The 18,243-nt window shown below is 69.1% G+C and carries 10 protein-coding genes; 2 read left to right on the top strand and 8 right to left on the bottom strand.

Features of this window, described 5'->3' with window-relative positions; genetic code table 11:
- Window positions 1–139: 139 nt before the first annotated feature.
- On the bottom strand, window positions 140–3,394 hold the full coding sequence (locus GTZ93_RS13285) for an MXAN_5808 family serine peptidase (protein ID WP_139916080.1): 3,255 nt from the start codon (window positions 3,392–3,394) through the stop codon (window positions 140–142).
- Window positions 3,395–3,611: 217 nt separating this feature from the next.
- A complete protein-coding gene (locus GTZ93_RS13280) occupies window positions 3,612–4,421 on the bottom strand; it encodes an EI24 domain-containing protein (protein WP_139916081.1) in 810 nt (269 codons plus the stop codon).
- Between the two features lie 59 nt (window positions 4,422–4,480).
- Between GTZ93_RS13280 and GTZ93_RS13275 the strand changes: the two genes are divergently transcribed.
- On the top strand, window positions 4,481–5,818 hold the full coding sequence (locus GTZ93_RS13275; RefSeq protein WP_120599298.1) for a glutamate--cysteine ligase: 1,338 nt from the start codon (window positions 4,481–4,483) through the stop codon (window positions 5,816–5,818).
- Between the two features lie 49 nt (window positions 5,819–5,867).
- Here GTZ93_RS13275 and GTZ93_RS13270 read toward each other — a convergent pair whose 3' ends face one another.
- The 4 genes from GTZ93_RS13270 to alaS all read right to left on the bottom strand — a co-directional run bounded on the left by GTZ93_RS13270 (window position 5,868) and on the right by alaS (window position 14,960).
- Entirely contained in the window at window positions 5,868–6,491 is a 624-nt protein-coding gene (locus GTZ93_RS13270) for an outer membrane protein (protein WP_139916082.1), read from the bottom strand.
- A 104-nt stretch (window positions 6,492–6,595) separates the two neighbouring features.
- Window positions 6,596–11,605, bottom strand: coding sequence for a TIGR02266 family protein (locus GTZ93_RS13265; RefSeq protein ID WP_257979034.1), 5,010 nt, complete (start codon window positions 11,603–11,605; stop codon window positions 6,596–6,598).
- Window positions 11,602–12,267 carry a hypothetical protein gene (locus tag GTZ93_RS13255; RefSeq protein WP_139916083.1) on the bottom strand — a complete coding sequence of 222 codons (666 nt, stop codon included), beginning with the start codon at window positions 12,265–12,267 and terminating at the stop codon, window positions 11,602–11,604. The genes GTZ93_RS13265 and GTZ93_RS13255 overlap by 4 nt, the downstream gene beginning before the upstream one ends.
- Window positions 12,264–14,960, bottom strand: coding sequence for an alanine--tRNA ligase (gene alaS / locus GTZ93_RS13250; RefSeq protein WP_139916084.1), 2,697 nt, complete (start codon window positions 14,958–14,960; stop codon window positions 12,264–12,266). The genes GTZ93_RS13255 and alaS overlap by 4 nt, the downstream gene beginning before the upstream one ends.
- 608 nt (window positions 14,961–15,568) lie before the next feature.
- On the opposite strand from alaS, the gene GTZ93_RS13245 reads away from it, so the two are divergent.
- A complete protein-coding gene (locus GTZ93_RS13245; RefSeq protein ID WP_139916085.1) occupies window positions 15,569–16,627 on the top strand; it encodes an esterase/lipase family protein in 1,059 nt (352 codons plus the stop codon).
- A gap of 3 nt (window positions 16,628–16,630) precedes the next feature.
- Here the strand turns inward: GTZ93_RS13245 and GTZ93_RS13240 are convergent, their stop codons facing one another.
- Window positions 16,631–17,068 (bottom strand): serine O-acetyltransferase, encoded by a 438-nt coding sequence (locus tag GTZ93_RS13240; RefSeq protein ID WP_120578076.1) that lies wholly within the window; start codon window positions 17,066–17,068, stop codon window positions 16,631–16,633.
- Entirely contained in the window at window positions 17,050–18,243 is a 1,194-nt protein-coding gene (locus GTZ93_RS13235) for a GNAT family N-acetyltransferase (RefSeq protein ID WP_180946014.1), read from the bottom strand. The genes GTZ93_RS13240 and GTZ93_RS13235 overlap by 19 nt, the downstream gene beginning before the upstream one ends.

Genomic DNA, 18,243 nt, shown 5'->3' with positions numbered 1-18,243 from the left:
CGGACCCTAAATCGGCCCTCGGTGAAGCGTCAACAAAACGGGCGGCCCTCCTCCAGGGAAACGCCCCCGTTCGAAGGGGGACGTCCGCTGGAAGCGAGCCGCCCGGGGCAGGCGGTTTCCGGGTTCGTGCCCGGAAGGCCTACTGCTGGCGCGGCTTCACCGGCGTGGTGGCCGTGGCGGCGGGCGTCGCCACCTTCTGGGCCACCTCCGCCGGACGGCGGCGGATGACCAGCGTGCGGCGGCTGGCGAACTCGGTGCTCTCTCGGGCCACCACCAGCACGTTGTTGTTGCCCTCCTTGAGCGCGAAGTCCGCGGTGAACTTCAGCGTGTTGGGCTCGCCGCCCTTGGGGTCCACGGCCTTGAAGTAGACCTTCTGGTCGTTGACCAGCACGTAGACGTCCAGCAGGCCGTTGGGGTCCTTCACCGCGCCGGAGAGGGTGAACTTGTCGCCGTTCACCACCACGCCGCCGTGGGACGGATCCACGTCCAGCTTGATGTCCGGAGGCTGGTGCGTCGTGGTGAACGCCACCGTCTTGGGCGCCGCCGCCTTGCCGGTCTTCACTTCCTTCGCGTCCTGCGTGCGCACGAAGGCGAAGCGGTCCTTCTCCAGCGCGACCTTGTAGTAGCCCTTGGTGGTGGCCTCCAGGGCCAGCGTGGCGCCCTGCGGCAGCTTCGCCACCGGACGCGAGTCCGCGGTGGGCGAGGCGAACAGCTCCGCCTTGTCGTTGAGCTTCACCAGGCCCTTCTTCGCCTCCAGCGGGGCCACGGGGCCGTCCTTCACGGGCAGCTGGAGCTTCTCCAGGACGAACTCCTCCAGGGGCTCGTCGAGGATGGCCAGCTTCAGCGGGAAGGTGTCGCCCTTGAAGCCCTTCTTCAGGGACACCTGGAAGCGCGCCGTCTTCGTCTCACCGGGCTTGATCTCCCCCAGTTTGAAGCGGCCCTTCTCGATGAAGATGTTCGCGTCGCCGCCGTTCTTGATCTGCGCGAACGAGTCCAGCGCCGGGCCCACGCCCGTGTTGGTGACGTCCATCACCACCGTGACGTCCTCGCCGCGCTGCACGACGCCGTCGCCGTTGCACTCGGCGCAGTCATCCACCACCTGCCAGTTGAAGGCGAACGCGGGGCGGGGCAGCTCCACGAAGGACAGCTCCGACACCAGGGTGTCGCGCAGCGCGCCGTTGTCGTCGAACAGCTTCACCTTCACGTCGTCGCGGCGGCTGGTGAGGTCCTTGGGCAGGCGCACCTGCACCTTCCAGGACTTCTTCTCACCCGGGGCGATGGCGCCGAACAGGAACTCGCGGCGGTCGAGGAACGCGTTGTCGCTCTCCGTCCAGCCACGCACGCGCTTGAGCGGCTCCGTGCCCTTGTTCTCCACGTTGATGACCATGTCCAGCTGCTCGCCGGCCAGAATCCTGGCGTCGGAGCCCGGGGCGAAGCTGGCGTCCAGCTGCACGTTCTTGGGCGTGGGACCGGGGCTCCAGTCCAGGCCGAGCGCGGCGATGGCGTTGTTGATGCGCTGCTCCTCCTCGTTGCGCTTCTGCTCCACGAACGTCTTGCCCTTGGCGAGTTGCTCGGAGCGCTTCACCGCCGGCACCTTCAGGACGAAGTCGCGGGCGAACTGGACCTCGAAGTCCTCCTTGATCTCCTCCTGGGACTCCGCGTCCAGCTGGTCATCCAGGTCCTCGCCCTGGCCGGCCACGTCCACGTCCAGGAGCGGATCATTCTGGCCGTGCTCCTTCTTGGTGTCCTTGGCGCCCGTGCCCGGCTTGGCGGCGACCTTCTCCTTGGGCTCTTCCTTCTTGGCGGCGGCCTGGGCGGCCTTCTCGTCCACCTTCAGGTACTTGAGGCTGGTGCCCGGCTTCTCGCGGTCCAGCACCTCTTCGCGCTTCTTGGCGACGGTGGAGGACTCCGGGTTGCCGAAGTGCTGATCCAGGTCCGCCTCGCCCATGGACTTGCGGGGCGCGAACACGTCCACCCGGTCCGCGGTGACGCGCGTGGGGACGAGCTGGATGTCCGGCACGATGCCCACTTCCTGGATGGAGACGTCACCCGGGGTGAGGTACTTGGCGATGGTCAGCTTGAGCGCGCTGTCGTCCGGGAAGTCGTAGAGCACCTGCACGCTGCCCTTGCCGAACGTCTGGCGCCCGATGATGACCGCGCGGTCCAGGTTCTTGAGCGCGCCCGCGACGATTTCAGACGCGGAGGCGCTGCCCGCGTTCACCAGCACCGCGATGGGGTAGGTCTCCTCGCCGTCCGTAGGGCGCGCGCGCTTCTCCTCGCGCAGCTTGTCGCTGAAGCCCACCGTCGCGACGATGGTGCCCTTGGACAGGAACGTGTCCGACACCTGGATGGCCTGCTCCAGCAGGCCGCCCGGGTTGCCGCGCAGGTCGAGCACGAGGCCCTTGAAGCCGCCCTTTGCGTCCGCCTGCTTGCGGATGTCCGTCAGCGCGGCCTCCAGGTCGCGCGTGGTGTTGCCCTGGAAGTTCTTCAGGCGCACGTAGCCCACGCCGCCCGCGAGCAGCTTGTGCTGCACGGACTCAATCGAAATCATGGCGCGCGCCACCGTCATGTTGCGCGGCTTGTCCCAGCCGTCGCGCTCCACGGTGATGGTGATGCGGCTGTCCACCGGACCGCGCAGCTTGGACACGGCCTCGTTGAGGTCCATGTTTACGGTGGACTCCTCACCAATCTTCTTGATGCGGTCGTCCTTCTGGATGCCGGCGCGAGACGCGGGCGTCTTGGGCAGCACCTTCACCACGGTGAGGTTGCCCTCCTTCATCTGGATGACGAAGCCCAGGCCGCCGAACTCACCCTTGGTGGACAGCTTCATCTCCCGGTACAGCTCCGGGCGCAGCAGCACCGAGTGCGGATCCAACGTGGAGAGCATGCCGTTGACGGCGGCGTACTCGATGTCGCGCGTCTCCTCGATGGGACGCATGTTCTTCGACAGGAAGTCGAACACGTCCTTCAGCGCGAAGGACATCTTCCACAGGGAGTCGACGTGGGAGATGTCGAACTCCTTCTGCTTGCCGTTGACGTTGACGTTGAGCTTGCCCGTCTCCGGGTTGCCGTCCACGAGCACGTCCGGGACGCTCTTCTCCACGTACTCCAGGGAGGCGATCATCATCTCCTTGGGCTTCACCCGCTTGGGGTCGACGTAGTTCTCCTTCACGTAGAGGATGACCTTCGTGAGGACGCGGAGGCTGTTGAGGTCGTGGGGGGCCTTCTCGGCCTTGCTGGCGGAAGGCAGCGCGCCGTCCCAGGAGTCCTGCCCCGCCTCCGCCGCTCCCACGGTGAGCGGGAGGGGAGCACGGTCACTGCCTGCGAATGCCCAGGCCCCCAACAGAACAGCGACGGCGGTGATGCGGCGGAAGATACGCGGCATGCGGTTCATCCCAGCTGGGGCGCGAGAGGCGCCCCGGGTGATGCGTGAAAAGCCCTGTGAATCCGAACGGTTCAACGTAAGCCAAGGAACCAGGCAGCGGCCGGGCAAGCCTAATCACGGCTTCCAGGTGCTTCAAGGCGTGGCGTTGTCACTAGCGACCGAGAACGTCCACCGCAGGCAATGCGTTCCCGATCGGCCTGGACGTACGGACACCCGGCCTGCCCCTTTATTTCGCGTCCGCCCGGGCATCCGGTGGCGGGGGCAGGTCCCCGGCCTCCCGTAGGGCCCGGTAGAGGAGGGTGCCCCCGACGATGGCCACCGGGAGGAAGAAGGTGTTGAGGATGGGCACCCACAGGAGCAGGTAGACGCCCGCCCCGAAGCCCAGGCAGAGGGCCCGGCGCTCGCGCAGCATGCGGCGCACCTGGGCGAAGGGGTACAGGTGGCGCGTCATGGGCGCGGCCAGGTGCTCCGCCGCCATCCAGAGCATGGTCCACAGGCTGGCCAGCACGGTGAACGCCACGCTGCCCAGGCCCGGCAGGAGGTTCAGCGGCAGGAGCACCGCCAGCCCCAGGAAGAGCAGCGCCATGCGGGCGAGCGTGTGCAACAGCCCTGTCGTCATGCTCCGCAGGAAGGAGGCGGGTGAGAGTACGGCGTCCGCTCCCACACACTCGGCTTCCGTGGCCTCCGACACCGGGTCCTGCAGCGGCGTGAGGAGCAGCGGAGGCGCCACGTTGGCGCCCACCACCCAGGCGACCAGGGAGCCCAGCACGAGCGCGGTGTACCAGCCGGCCTGTCCGTACCAGGACTCGGGCCGGGGCCACACGGACTCCAGGAGTCCGGGGGCGTACCGGTAGAGCAGGACGGCCAGGCCCATCAGGGTGATGGCGGTGAGGACGGCGCACAGGCTGGAGAGGAGGAAGAGGCGGCGCGAGCGGAAGATGAGCCCGGAGGCGCGGCCGAGCACTCCCATGCCCTGGAGGAAATCCGACAGACGGGGCCGGGGAGACAGGGTAGGGACGGGGGATGCAGGGCGCATGGGGTCAGGGTGCTCAAATGAGGGCAAGGCCAACGGCCCCCGTTATATAGGGCGCCCTCATGTCCCTCGACCTCAAGCGCGTGGCCTCCGAGCCCCTCACTTCCGCCGCCCCCCTGGTGGAAGAGCTTCGCAAAGGGGAGAAGCCCCGGACCCAGCACCGCCTGGGGCTGGAGCACGAAAAGTTCATCTACCCCGTGGGGTCCGCCCAACCCGTACCCTATGAGGGACCGAACGGAGTGGGTGCCCTGCTGGAGCGCATCGCCCCGGGCGGCTACGAGCCCTTCCGGGAGACGCCCCAGTCGCCGGTCATCGCGCTGCAGCGCGGGATGGCGGCCATCTCCCTGGAGCCGGGCGGGCAGTTCGAACTGTCCGGCAGCCCCTTCCACACGGCGCGGGAGGCGCACCAGGAGAACCTCCAGCACCTGAAGGAGACGAAGGCGGCGGCGTCCGCGCAGGGCCTGCGGCTGGTGGCGCTGGGCTACCGGCCGGTGGGCACGACGGGCGAAATGCCCTGGATGCCCAAGACGCGCTACCAGGTGATGCGCCGCACGCTGCCGGAGCGCGGCCGGCTGGCGCTGAACATGATGCTGATGACGTCCACCGGGCAGGTGTCGCTGGACTGGGCGGATGAAGCGGACTGTGTGCGCAAGACGGTGGCGGTGGCGCGCCTGTCGCCGCTGCTGGTGGCGCTGTACGCCAACAGCCCGCTCCTGGAGGGCAAGCCTTCCGGCTACATGTCCTTCCGCAGTCGCGTCTGGGAAGAGGTGGACCCCACGCGCTGTGGCTACCTGCCGTCCTGGTTCGACGGCTCGTTCTCCTATCAGGCGTATGTGGACTGGGCGCTGGATGCGCCGCTCTTGTTCCTGCGCCGCGAGGGCGAGTACCGCCACCCGAAGCTCACCTTCCGCCAGCTCATGAAGGAGGGCTACGAGGGCCAGCCGCCGGACATGGGGGACTGGACGGACCACCTGTCCACGCTCTTCCCGGAGGTGCGGCTGAAGAAGGTGCTGGAGGTGCGCGGCGCGGACAGCGCGAGCGCGGCCATGACGGGGGCGCTGGGCGCGCTCTGGCGCGGCATCCTCTATGACGCGCAGGCGCTGGAGGAGGCGGAGCTGCTCCTGCCGCGGCTGAACTTCACCGAGCACCTGGCCTTCCACGACACCGCGCGCCGCGAGGGCCTGGCCGGGAAGCTGGGGCCTCGCGAGCTGCACCGGCTGGCCGGGGAGATGGTGGCCATCGCGAAGCGGGGGCTGCAGCGGTTGGACCCAGAGGACGCGCCGCTGCTCGCGCCGCTGGAGGCGGTGGCGGCTTCGGGCCGGTCGCCGGCGCAGGCGGTGCTGGACGCGTGGAAGGAAGATCCGCGTCCGGAAGTGCTGATGACGCGCTTCGAGCTGTGAGGACGTGGCGCGTCCGCGGGGGCGTGAGTCCCGCGGACGCGGAAGCCGGCTAGAAGCGGCCGCCCACGGTGAGGTTGCCGTTGAAGAGGTTGCCCTTGGCCTCCTCGGTGGTGCCGGGGATGGTGGTCAGGTCCTCGCTACCGACGAGGCGGTAGGTGGCGCGCACGCCGGCGGACAGGTGGCCCAGGCGGTATTCGATGCCCGCGGCCAGCGGCAACTCCGTCTGCCAGTCATTGCCGTAGATGGGCGCGGAGCCCGAGGACGCGTGCAGGAAGCTGAGGCCGAAGCCCGCGCCCACGAAGGGGTGCCACTTGTGGTCGACGACGGGGCCGAGCTTGCCCATGAACGTGCCGTTGTTGCGCCAGATGTGGTTGCCGCCGAGGACGCGGGCGTCATCGATGGGGATGTTCTGGCCTTCGTAGCCGACCTCCACGCCGATGTACTTCCAGGGCTGGGCGTTGGCGGTGATGTTGAACAGCCCGCCCACGCCCGTCTCGTCGCCCAGGTCGCCGGTGAAGCCGCCCAGGCCCACGCCCACGTCCAGGCCGGCCGTGGAGTCCTCTTCGCTGAAGCTGAGCTTGCGCGACACCTCGCTCGCGTCCACCGCGAGGGCTGGCCCCGCCACGCACGTGCCGGCCACCACCAGTCCTGCCACCATCGAAGTCCGTCTCATGACCAGGTTCCTCCCGCTAGAAGTGTGGGACCTGGAATGGAAGCTGGGACGACAGGGCCTGACAGCACACCCGCCCTGTGGACGGAGCCAGGAGGCCGAGGGCCTCAGCGCCGGCCGAAGAGCTTCTTCAACCCGGAAAGCAGGCCGCTCGGCCGGGCTTCTGGTTCGGTGTGGAAGGGCGAGCGGGCGATGAGTGCATCGCGGGAGGCGTCGTCCAGTTCCTCCGCCGCGAGCGTCACCGGCTGCCGCTTCGCGCCGGGCAGGGTGGCGCTGAAGGCGAGGGTGCCGTCGGTGGACAACTCCAGGTGCACCTCCACCTCGCCGGGGCGTTCCACGGAGAGGGTGAGGCAGCCGAGCCATTCGTTCTCCACGGCGGTGGCGGCGGTGCCCTGGAAGAAGGCGAGCGCCAGCGGACCGGGGACGGTGATGGGGATGACGAGCGTCTTCGCGGTGGGCAGGCGGGTGTTGCGCTCCAGCACGCGGCGGAAGGTGCCGGCGTCCTCGGCGACGCCGATGGGGGCGGTGAGGACCTCCGAGACGCTGGCGGCGGGCTTGCCGGTCTCCGACAGCAGGAGCGCGTGACCGAGCAGCGCGGCGCCGCGCACCACTGCGGTGCGGGCGTCCACGTCGTCGTCGCGCACGGGTACGCCCAGGCTCTCCTCCAGGCGGCGGCGCACGAGCGGTGAACGGGACTGGCCGCCCACGAGGAGCACGGCGTCCAGGCCCTGTGGGGACAGGGCGTTGGACTCCAGCACCTCGCGGGTGACGGAGACGACGCGCTGGGCGAGGTCGGCGGTGAGTGCCTCCATGCGCTCGCGGTCGAGCTTGGGTCCGGGGCCGGTGGGCAGGGTGACGTCCACGCTGTCCTGGGTGGAGAGGGTCTCCTTGGTGGATTCCGCGAGGGTGCGCAGGGGGCCCCAGTCGAGCAGGTGTTCGGGGCGGGGGTGGCCCTTTTCGGCGAGGTCGCTGACGAGCGCCTCGGCGATGCGGGCGTCGAAGTCCATGCCGCCGAGGGTGGGGTCGCCGCCGGTGGTGACGACCTCCAGGTCATCGCCGGTGACCTGCACGACGCAGACCTCCAGGCCGCCGCCGCCCAGGTCCACGACGAGGACGCGTTTGCGAGCGAGGCCCCGGCCGTGGGCGTACGCGAGCGCCGCGGCGGCGCTGTTGGTGAGCACGCGGGGCACGTCCAGGCCGGCCATGGTGGCGGCTTCGCGAAGGGCGGCGCGCTGGCGTTCGGTGAAGTGCGAAGGCGCGCAGAGCACGGCGCGCGTCACCTTGCGGCCGAGGTGCGCGGTGGCCGCCTGGTGCAGCTCGCGCAGCAGCATCGCGGTGAGGAGGGTGGGCGCCACGTGGCGGCCATCGAGCTCCACGCCCGCGTCGCCATGGCGGTCGGTGGCGATGGGGAAGTGGAGTTGAGGGGAGAGCCAGCGCAGGTTCGGGGAGCGGGTGCGAATGCCGAGCAGGCGCTTGAGGCCGGTCGCGGCGCGGCGGGGTGCGCGGGAGGCTTCGACGAGCGCGGCGGCACCGACCAGGAACTCTCCGGCGCTGTTCACCGCGATGACGGAGGGAAGGCCCGAACCGTCGTTGCCGGGGATGGGGATGGTTGTGGCGACGCCGTCGATGAGCGCGGCGACGCGAGCATGCGAAGTGCCCACGTCGATGCCGAGCACGACCTCCGCCGCCGCGGGCGTGGTGACGGGCACGGCGGGAGTCAGGTCGAAGAGCGTACGGCGACGGCTGCGCGCGGTGGCGGCGCTGCTCTGTGCGTCAGCGGAAGGCGGCGGCGCGGCTTCGTCGGTGCGCGGGGACTGGGGCGCGGTGGATGTCTGGGTCGGCGGTTGTGACGAGGCCGTGAGGACAGATGCTGTGGCTTCGGTGGACCGTGGGGTTTCTGTCGAGGCCGATGCTTGGGAGTTCGGTTGTTCCGACGTCGCGCTGGTGGGCGCGTTGGCTTCGCTGGAGCGCGGAGATTCTGTCGCGGCCGATGCTTGTCCCAACGCCGCGCTGACGGGAGCGGTGGCTTCGCTGGAGCGCGAGGACTCTGTCGCGACCGATGCTTGGGGATTCGGTTGTTCCGCCGCCGTGCTGATGGTCGCGGCGGCTTCACTGGAGCGCGGAGATTCTGTCGCGGCCGATGCTTGTCCCAACGCCGCGCCGATGAGTGCAGCGGCTTCGCTGGATCGCGAGGACTCTGGCGCAGCCGATGCTTGAGGATTCGGTTGTTCCGACGCTGCGCTGAGGGTCGCGGCGGCTTCACTGGCGCGCGGGGATTCTGTCGCAGTTGATGCTTGAGGGGGCTGGGGTTCCGAACCCGTGCTGATGCGCGTGGCGGCTTCGCTGGCGCGCGGGGGCTCTGTCGCGGCCGGTGCTTGAGGATGCGGTTGTTCCGACGTCGCGCTGATGGGCGAGGTGGCTTCGCCGGAACGAGGCGGCTGCTCCGTGGCGGATGCCTGCTGCGAAGGCGTACTGACCTGTGCGGTGGTTTCGCTGGCGGCGGCGGGCTGTTGCTCGGCGGAGGTCAGCGCAGGCGGTTGCTCCGAGGTCGAGCTGTCCGCACCGGAAGCTTCGTGCTCCACGGCGGATTCGCGCGGCGATGGTTCCTCGGCGGTGCTGCCCGGAGCGGCGGCTTCGTTGCCGCTGGGGGCATTCGCCGCGGTGTGCTGTGTGGCTTCGCCCGATGCGACCGGTGACGCGGAGGCGCTGGTGGAAACCTGGAGGGGCTCCGATTCCTCGACGGGCGGCTTCGTGTCGGAAGCGAGCGCATTCGAGGCGTCCAGTGCCGCCGGGGTGGACACCGTCGATGGCGGAGTCTCTTCGGGGGGCGGCGCTACCGGGGATGCGGACCGCGTCTCTTCGTGGGACTCCGCAGCCAGCACAGAAGCGAGTGCCTCATCGTGCTCTGGCGCTTGGACCAACGCCGATTCGAGTTCGGCCGAAGCAGCCACCGCGGGCGCGGCCACTGCCGGGGTCGTGTCTGCGGATGCAGAGGACCCGACGAGCGCCGTCCAGGCATCCTCGGTCGGCAGCTCGACCACGACGACTGTCGATGCGTCCTCCTCTTCCAGCGGAGGCACGGAGACGGGCTCGGGCACAGGGGCCGAACTCGCAGTAGGAGCGACCGTTGAAGTCGTGACGGCTTGCGTGTCGCGCTCGGGCTCGTCGGTGTCCGTGGCTCCGACAGCTTGTTCAAGCGCCGCGCTGAATGGATCCACGTCCTCCGTGTCCGTGCTGAGCGCGCGCGGAAGGGAGTCCGGATCGATGCCCCATGCTCGAAGGCGTTCGGCCTCCCGTTGGCTCGGCGTCGTGAACGGCTCTGGAGGAGGGGGCGTTTCCTTCGGAGCATCCTCCGAGTGGAACTCCACGGGCTGCGACGTCGCCTGGGGAAGGTCTTCTACGACGTCGGAGTCCGTGACTGCCGGAGCGGCCTCCGCTGTCGAGCCCTCGGCGGCGTCGAAGTCCGGGGCGGCCGGGAAGTGCTCCGCCGGCGGAAGCGCTGCTTCGGTATCGCCCCCCTCGGCATCGGAGGCCGACACCGTCCGAGCATCGTCTTCTTCCGAAGGCACCGTTGCCGCGAAAGAGGCGCCCTCGGTGTCGGAGTCCGGATCCGTCCATTCACTGCTCGCCTCTGGATGAATCGGCTCCTGGGCGCTGACGGCGTCGGGGGCTTCTGAGGGAGCCCAGGAACTCTCTCCCGGAGGGAGCGTCGCGTCCTCGGCGCCTTCCGTCGCATGCGCGTCCGGTGCGAACGAGGAATCGGGCTCCGCCGGAGCGGGGGACTCATCCGACTCCATGCTGAGGTCGACGTCGAAGTCGAACGACGAGCCGGAGTCCGCCTGCGTCTCGCCGGACACGGCTGCCACTTCCACGTGCGCCGGTTCCGCTGCGCCTGGCGTGTCCGCGAACTCGGAAGCCGTGTCTCCAGTCTCCTCCGTCGCGTACTCGGGGCTCCACCCGGAATGCTCGGGAGCACGCGCGGCTCCGAGCACGGCGTTCGGATCAAACGCGTCCACTGACGCGGGAGTGAAGTGGTGCGCGGATGCTTCACCAGCGTCAGGAGCGCCAGATGCCTCTGTTTCCGGTGGAAGCGCTTCGTCCTCGCGTGCATCCGGAACGGAGCCGTCCCCATCAGCCGCCGCGGGCTGCGCTTCCACGCGACCGTCATCGGCCTCTGGCGCAGGCGATGCGTCCGCTGTGCTCGGAGTCGAATCCCATGCAGAGGCTTCGGCGAATGAAGCGGCGGGGAGATTCTCGGTACTGGCGGGCGCCTCCCAAGGCGAAGCTTCCGCCGGTGCGTTCGTCTCCGCCTCGGAAGCCTCAACCTGCTGTGAATCAGCGGGAGGCTCCGGCGGCCTCACGGCCGCGAAGGTGCCAGAGGTCGCGGGCGTCCGTTCCCCGGCCTGGACTCCTCTGGACGCAGGAGTCGTCGGCTGGACCGTGAACATCTCCTGGGTCGCCCGTTGTGGATCCAGTCCGACCGGACGCCTCCGTGGCTTCCGCAGGAAGTCCACCGACGGAAGGGGCGCCAGTTCCTCTTCTTCGTCGACCGCGTGCTCCGGAAACAGCGACACCGGGTCATCCGGTTCAGCCAGGTCCGGCGGCGGCTCCGCGACGGGCAGCTTCACGGCCGGCAACGTCATGGACGCCTTCGGCGGCGCGGCGCGTGTCCCCGGTTCATCGAGGACCACCTTCGCCGGAGGCTCCACCGGTGCCGGCGCTTCAATGCCTGACGCAGGCCGTGCCGGATTCACGGTTGGAGTCCGTCGCACCAGCCCCGGCGGCGCCACCTCCATCCCGCTCCGCCGCGCGACGATGCGATCGATGAGCGCCTTGCTCGCCGCGTCCAGCTTGGTGAAGCGCACCGTCATCCCGGTCCGCGCACTGCCCGCGTCCGGCTGCGCCTTCAGCACCACGCCTTCACCGCGCAACAGCCGCGTGCCATCCGCGAGGACGAACTCGAACGCCAGCCCCGTGCCTTCCGGCTTGAGCGCTCGCGTGGCCACGAACACTCCACCGCGCCCCACGTTCGAGCCATACCGCTCGATGAACTCCTCCTCCCCCGTGTACGGGAGTCGGATGCGCAGCGGGAGGAGCTTGGGGGCCGGCCCGGTCATCGCAAGGGGATCCGCACGTCCCCGCCGGAGCCCCGCACCACGAGCGCCAGCCCATCGTCTTGCACGGCGTCCGGCGGCACCTCGAACAGCAGCGCCACTTCCGTGCGCTGCGATGGCGCCCACGTGGAGGGCAGGGGCTTCGTGCCGGCCACCGCCTGCGCGTCACGCGCCAGCGGATACGTCTGCCCCTTCGCGTCCGTGAGCTTCACGCCCTCCAGCGTCAGCGGCGCGGGCATCCCGCCCACGTTCTGGGTGATGAGCTCCACGCGCAGGAACAGGTCCTCCGTCGTGAGGCTCAGCCCCGCCTTGCTGGAGCCCTTCACCGAGTGCGACGCCTCCAGCCCGGTCACCTTCATCGCCACCGTGTCCACGTGCACGGTGTCGTTGCGCTCGGGCAGCCGCAGCTTGCGCGGGCCGTTGTCGCCCATGCCCGCGGCCAGGCCCGCCAGCTTCGACTCCTCGGGCTCGCGCTGCGCTGGCTGTGGACGCGCGGCCACGGCGCCGCCCTGCTTCACCCGGTCCGCCTCCGCGCGCAGCTTCTGGAGCGTGCGCGCGTCGGCTTCCTGGCCCTCTTCGGACGTGGAGGCTTCCTTCGTGCAGCCCCCCCACAGGAGGGCCGCCGTCAGGAGCGCCAGGGTGCGGGATGAAGCGCGAGGACTCACGCCGGGCTCGCGCCCTTCACCAGCTCGAAGAGCTTCTCGAGCGCCACAGGCAGCTTGTCCGCGTCCGGGCCACCGGCCTGGGCCATGTCCGGCTTTCCGCCGCCCTTGCCGCCCACTTCCTTGGCCATCTCGCGAACCAGGTTGCCCGCGCTGATGCCCTTGGCCACCACGTCCTTGGTGAGCGCCACCAGGATGACGGCGCGGCCGTCCTTCTCACCGCCAATGGCGATGACGCCCGAGCCGATGCGGTCGCGCAGTTGATCCGCCATGCCGCGGAACACCTTGTCGTCCGCGGGGTCCACGCGCGTGGCCAGCACCTTCATGCCGTTGACCTCGCGCGCCTGGTCCAGCAGGTCCTTCTGCGAGGCCGACTGGGCCTTCACCGAGACCTCCTCCACCTTGCGCTCCAGCTCCTTCACGCGCTTCTGGGTGGCCTCCACGCGGGTGGCGACCTCCTTCGGGTTCGTGCGCAAGAGCGCCGCGACCTTCTTGAGCTCGTGCTCCTGCTCGCGAACGAACTGGAGCGCTCCCACGCCCGTCACGGCCACGATGCGCCGCACGCCGGAAGCGACGCCGCTCTCGCTGGTGACCTTGAACAGGCCGATGTCGCCGCTGCGCTTCACGTGCGTGCCGCCGCAGAGCTCCGTGGACTCCGGGTGCACGGTGACGACGCGCACGGTGTCGCCGTACTTCTCACCGAACATGGCCACGGCGCCGGACTTCTTCGCGTCGTCCAGGTTCATGACGCGCGTCTGCGCGTCCGCGTTGTCGCGCACCCAGGTGTTGACCAGGTCCTCCACCTGCTCCAACTGCTCCTGGGTGGCGGGGGAGAAGTGCGAGAAGTCGAAGCGCAGGAAGTCCGGCGCGACGACGGAGCCCGCCTGCTTCACGTGCTCGCCGAGCACGCGCTTGAGCGCCTTGTGCAGCAGGTGCGTGGCGGAGTGGTTCGCGCGGATGGCCTTGCGGCGCTCCACGTCCACGGACGTCTGCACCATGTCGCCGACCTTCAGCGTGCCTTCCTTCACCTCCACGCTGTGGACGATGAGGCCCTGCACCGGGCGCTGCGCGTCCTTCACCTGCACCACGGTCTTGCCGCCGTGCGCGACGATGCGGCCCGTGTCGCCCTGCTGGCCGCCGGACTCGCCGTAGAAGGGCGTGCGGTCCAGCACGACTTCCACCGTGGCGCCCGCGGAGACCTGCGGCACCTCCACGCCGTCCTGCACCAGGGCGATGACGCTGCCTTCGCCCTCGTGGCCCTCGCCGTCGTAGCCCAGGAACTGGGTGGGGGCGGTGCGCGCGAGGACGGTCTGGAAGACCTCCGTGGTGCCCTTCTTGGTCTTGACGAAGTCGTCCTGCTCGTCGGCTTCCTTCTCCTTGATCTTGTTGAAGCCCTCCAGGTCCACGTCGTAGCCGCGCTCGCGCGCGATGATCTGCGTGAGGTCCCAGGGGAAGCCGTAGGTGCCGTGCAGCAGGAAGACGACGTCGCCAGCGAGGATCTTGCCGCCGGAAACCTGGAGCTTGGACAGCTCCTCGTCCATCAGCTTGAGGCCGCGGTCGAGCGTGCGGCGGAAGCCCTCTTCCTCGTGCTTGGCGACTTCGAGGATGAAGGTGCGGCCGTCGCGCAGCTCGGGGAACGCGTCGCCCATGAGCTCGATGACGCGGTCCACGACCTTGAAGAAGAAGGGCTCCTTGATGCCCAGCTGCGTGTCACCGTGGCGGATGGCCCGGCGCATGATGCGGCGCAGGACGTAGCCGCGCGCCACGTTGGAGGGCTGGACGCCGTCGGCCACGAGGAACGCGGTGGCGCGGGCGTGGTCGGCGACCACGCGCTGCGAGGCGCCGGTCTCCTGGGTGTAGGGCTTGCCGCACAGTTCGCTGACGGTGGCGAGGATGCCCTGGAAGAGGTCGGTGTCGTAGTTGGAGCGCTTGCCCTGGACGACGGACGCGATGCGCTCCAGGCCGGCGCCTGTGTCGATGGACGGCTTGGGTAGCGGGATGAGGGGCGCGTCCTTCTCCTTGCGTTCGAACTGCATGAACACGAGGTTCCAGATTTCGAGCCACCGGTCGCAATCACACGCGACGCCCTGGCACTTCCTGCCCGCGGCCTCTTCCACACAGGGGATGTCGTCGCCCTGGTGGTAGTGGATTTCAGAGCAGGGGCCGCACGGGCCGGTGTCGCCCATGGCCCAGAAGTTGTCCTTGTAGCCGAGCTTCAGGATGCGGTCGCGAGACACGCCCTCCTTCGCCCACAGGTCGAAGGCCTCTTCATCCCAGGGGATGTTGTTCTCGCCGTTGAACACGGTGACGGCGAGCCGGTCGATGGCCAAGCCCAGGCGCTTCGTCACGAACTCCCAGGCGAACGAGATGGCGTCGGCCTTGAAGTAGTCGCCGAAGGAGAAGTTGCCGAGCATCTCGAAGAACGTGTGGTGGCGCGCGGTGTAGCCCACGTTGTCGAGGTCGTTGTGCTTGCCCCCAGCGCGCACGCACTTCTGGGACGAGGTGGCGCGGCGGTAGTCGCGCTGCTCACGGCCGGTGAAGACGTCCTTGAACTGGACCATGCCGGCGTTGGTGAACAGCAGGGTCTGGTCGCCAACGGGCACCAGCGAGGAGGAGGCCACACGGCGGTGGGCGCGCTCCTCGAAGAACTGGAGGAACGCCTCGCGGATCTGGGAGGCGGTGAGGGCGGAAGGCATGGTGTGGGTATATGCCACAAGAGGGCCGGGCGCAGCAGTTCCTGGACGGGTCATCCCCAGTGGGACGGAGCATGTAGGCAGGGCTGACGACAGGAGGGCAGGGGAGCGGCCGGGGGCATGGCGTTCCGCGCGTCCCAGGTGCATTGGATCCCAGCATGGATGCTTGTTCGAGAACCCGGCGCGCACTCAAAGGGCGAGTTGATACATCTCGGCCCATTCGCTTCGGCGGGGTGGCCATGGCCGTGCTGACTGCCGTGCTGTGGCAGTCGCAGGGATGCTTGAAGGCAAGAATGGGCCCGGATGCAGTTCGCCATTCAGGAATGGGAAGGGAGGGGCGAAGGCACTTGATCCCGTTGTGCTACAGCCCCTGCGAGAATGCCTCGGCGGATGACGGCGGACTCGAATGTCGCTGCCCTCCAGGGTTTGACGGTGGAGCCCCGGAGGCCGACTCCGGGACGAGGTAGGGGTGTCTATCGCACCGCGCCACGCGCCCGGAGTCTCGGCTTCTCACGGACTTGGAACGGGCACGCAACTCCCGGCGCCATTTACCGACAATGTAGGCAAGCCTCTCGCTCTACCTCTCGGCTCCCCCCTCCCGAGGTCCCCTCATGGTCCAGGTCACGCGTCCTTCCAGCCTCACTCCGTCCACGCAGACGCGGGCCACGCCGGAAGCCCCTGCCCGGGCCAAGGGGGCGCAGGGCTTCAACGCCATCGTGAAGGGGGACAGCTTCTCGTCGACGACTCAGGCGGGGTCGCAGCAGGTCAATGCCCTGCGCCTTCCCATCCCCTGGCCCGGCAAGGGCGAGGCGGACAAGATCGGCTGGATCCAGAAGGCGTATCCGCCGGCGAAGGACTCCACCGCGGAGTTCATGAAGCTCAATCAGGCCGTGCGCGCGGGCCAGAACGTGATGCCCCCCGAGGCCAAGAACTGCGTGTTCCTGGCCGTGGGCGGTCTGCTCTCCGAGGCCGCGCCCAAGCAGATCTACTTCGACAAGAACCTGGACGCGCTCGAAGCGCAGGGCCTCCAGGTCGGCCGCGTGCCTGTCGACACGGACATGGGCGTGGAGCACAACGCCGCCATCGTCCGTCAGGCCGTGCTCGAGGCCTCCAAGAACGGCAAGCAGGTGGTGCTCATCGGCCACAGCAAGGGCGGCCTGGACTCCGCGGCGGCACTGTCGATGTACCCCGAGCTCAAGGAGCACGTGCGCGCCCTGGTCACCATCCAGTCGCCGTACGGCGGCTCGCCCATGGCGCAGGACCTGCTGGACAACCCGCTTGTGCGCTACGGCGTGGGCGGCGCCGTCGAGGCGCTCGGCGGCAGCATCCAGGCGGGTGAGGACCTGACGTACGACTCGCGCAAGGAGTTCCTGGCGAAGCACCCGATGCCCGAGGGCATCCCCACCGTCTCCATGGCCTCCACCACCGCGAACCCGACGTCACCGCTGTTCGCCATGCAGGAGTACATGCACCAGCGCTACGGCGTGAAGTCGGACGGCCTGGTGCTCCCGCAGGACGCGTTCATCCCCGGCTCCAAGTCCGTGACCCTTTCCGGCCTGGATCACCTCGACTCGACCGGGACGACGCTCAACCCGTTCAAGCCCTACCAGCCCGAGGACCTGACCCTCTCGCTGGTCGCGATGGCGCTGAAGATGCCCAAGGGCGGCTGAGTTTCACGTCCCCGTGGGCGGGACCTTCTGCTTCAGCTCACGCGCCGGAATCCCCGCCACGGTGGTCCCCGGCGCCACGTCGTCCAGCACGATGGCGTTGGCACCAACCTTCGCGCCGTCGCCAATCACCACGGGGCCCAGCACCTGGGCGCCCACGCCGATGTAGACGTCGCGGCCCACGCGGGGCACGCCGACGCGTCCGGGCAGGGGCTCCAGGCTCACGTTCTGGGAGATGAAGCTGTTCTCTCCAATCTCCACACCCGGCGCGATGATGACGCCGATGCCTCCGTAGCCCAGCTCCACCGTGGGGTGCAGCACGGCCTTCGTGTCCACGTGGCTGTTGTGGAGGCGGTTGCCCACCGTGGCCACCATGTTCGCGAGCCGCGGGAGCGCCTGGAGCCGCTTCGCGGCCCGGTAGAACGTCAGCGCCGTCGGACCCATCTGCCCACCATCCTTTTCGCCACCGGAGCCCAGCGGAACTTCGAGCGTTGCAGCGTCTGCCCCATCCACGTGTCCCGGTAGATGAACAGCCAGTGGTGCGGCCGGACCTGCTCCGCCCACTCGCGCTTGTAGGGAGCATCATCTCCCAACAAGTCCAGCTCGCCCAGGCCCCTTCCGATGCAGTCCTGGATCAGGTTCTCCGTCAGCAGGTGACCCGGACTGACCTCCGCCAACGACTCATCGTAGCCCGGCTTCATCGCCAGATAGCGACCGCCGTATTCCAGCCCGTACTGGAACGCGATGGGACGTGAGTCCAGTCTCAGGAAATACAACCCCAGCCAGCCGCGCTCCGCCGCCGTGTGCGCGAGCCCCGTATAGAAATCCCGACGGTGCCGCGCCTGCGCGATGGCCGTGCCCTCCCTCGCCTTCCAGCCGCTCTGTTCCAGTGCGAAGGCCTCCTCCAGCTTCGACCCCAGGCCCTCCACTTCGGCCACGCGCTCCACCTCCACGCGGCCCTTCTCCTCCAGGCGCCTGCGCCTTCTGCGCAGCGGCTTCGCGTTGCTCCGGCCCTTCGTCCACGCTGCCACCGTGGAGGGCAACACCAGGTAGGGCGAGCGCGAGCTCGGCCATGCGCCCCAGGGCATCCCCGCGCCCTTCGCCGCGTTGAGCAGCTCCCAGGCCGCGCCGCCCTCCGGCACGTCCGACAGCCGGAGCACCTCCCAGCTCGGGTCGCCCATCAGATGCGACAGGAAGGCCACCGCGGCGCGCTTGGGCTCCTCCGCCACCAGGTCGAAGCGGCACGAGTGCTTGTTCGTCAGCGACGACAGCTGCCGCACCGGCACGCCGTACTGGTGGCCCTGCTCCTCCTGCAGCCCCAGCACCGCCACCAGCACGCCCAGCGCGTTCCTCGCCGTGAGAACGCGCAAGGCCGCATTGGGCGCGAAGTGCTGAAGCCAGCAGCGCACGAACTCGTGCCGGTGGAACACCTGGTCGTCCACGCGCTTCACCAGCGCGTTCCACTCCACCTCCAAGGCATCGAAGGCCGCGAGACTCCGGACCTCCTCCACGCACAAGGGCTCCACGCGCCCGCGCGTCATGAACTCCACCGCGTTGGGGCGGGGGAGGGAAGGGACGCGTTCCCCGAGCATCGCGTCCGTGATGGGACTCTCCTCCAT

The organism is Corallococcus exiguus (assembly GCF_009909105.1).
Classification (GTDB): domain Bacteria; phylum Myxococcota; class Myxococcia; order Myxococcales; family Myxococcaceae; genus Corallococcus; species Corallococcus exiguus.
The sequence above is the reverse complement of the archived record's forward strand: the minus strand, read 5'-3'. Positions and strand labels throughout refer to the sequence as shown.

Bases quoted from the DNA above. Each gene is read 5' to 3' on its own strand.
- GTZ93_RS13285 (WP_139916080.1), bottom strand. From the start codon at position 3,394: ATGAACCGCATGCCGCGTATCTTCCGCCGCATCACCGCCGTCGCTGTT.
- GTZ93_RS13280 (WP_139916081.1), bottom strand. From the start codon at position 4,421: ATGCGCCCTGCATCCCCCGTCCCTACCCTGTCTCCCCGGCCCCGTCTG.
- GTZ93_RS13275 (WP_120599298.1), top strand. From the start codon at position 4,481: ATGTCCCTCGACCTCAAGCGCGTGGCCTCCGAGCCCCTCACTTCCGCC.
- GTZ93_RS13270 (WP_139916082.1), bottom strand. From the start codon at position 6,491: ATGAGACGGACTTCGATGGTGGCAGGACTGGTGGTGGCCGGCACGTGC.
- GTZ93_RS13265 (WP_257979034.1), bottom strand. From the start codon at position 11,605: ATGACCGGGCCGGCCCCCAAGCTCCTCCCGCTGCGCATCCGACTCCCG.
- alaS (WP_139916084.1), bottom strand. From the start codon at position 14,960: ATGCCTTCCGCCCTCACCGCCTCCCAGATCCGCGAGGCGTTCCTCCAG.
- GTZ93_RS13245 (WP_139916085.1), top strand. From the start codon at position 15,569: ATGGTCCAGGTCACGCGTCCTTCCAGCCTCACTCCGTCCACGCAGACG.
- GTZ93_RS13240 (WP_120578076.1), bottom strand. From the start codon at position 17,068: ATGGGTCCGACGGCGCTGACGTTCTACCGGGCCGCGAAGCGGCTCCAG.
- GTZ93_RS13235 (WP_180946014.1), bottom strand. From the start codon at position 18,243: ATGGAGGAGAGTCCCATCACGGACGCGATGCTCGGGGAACGCGTCCCT.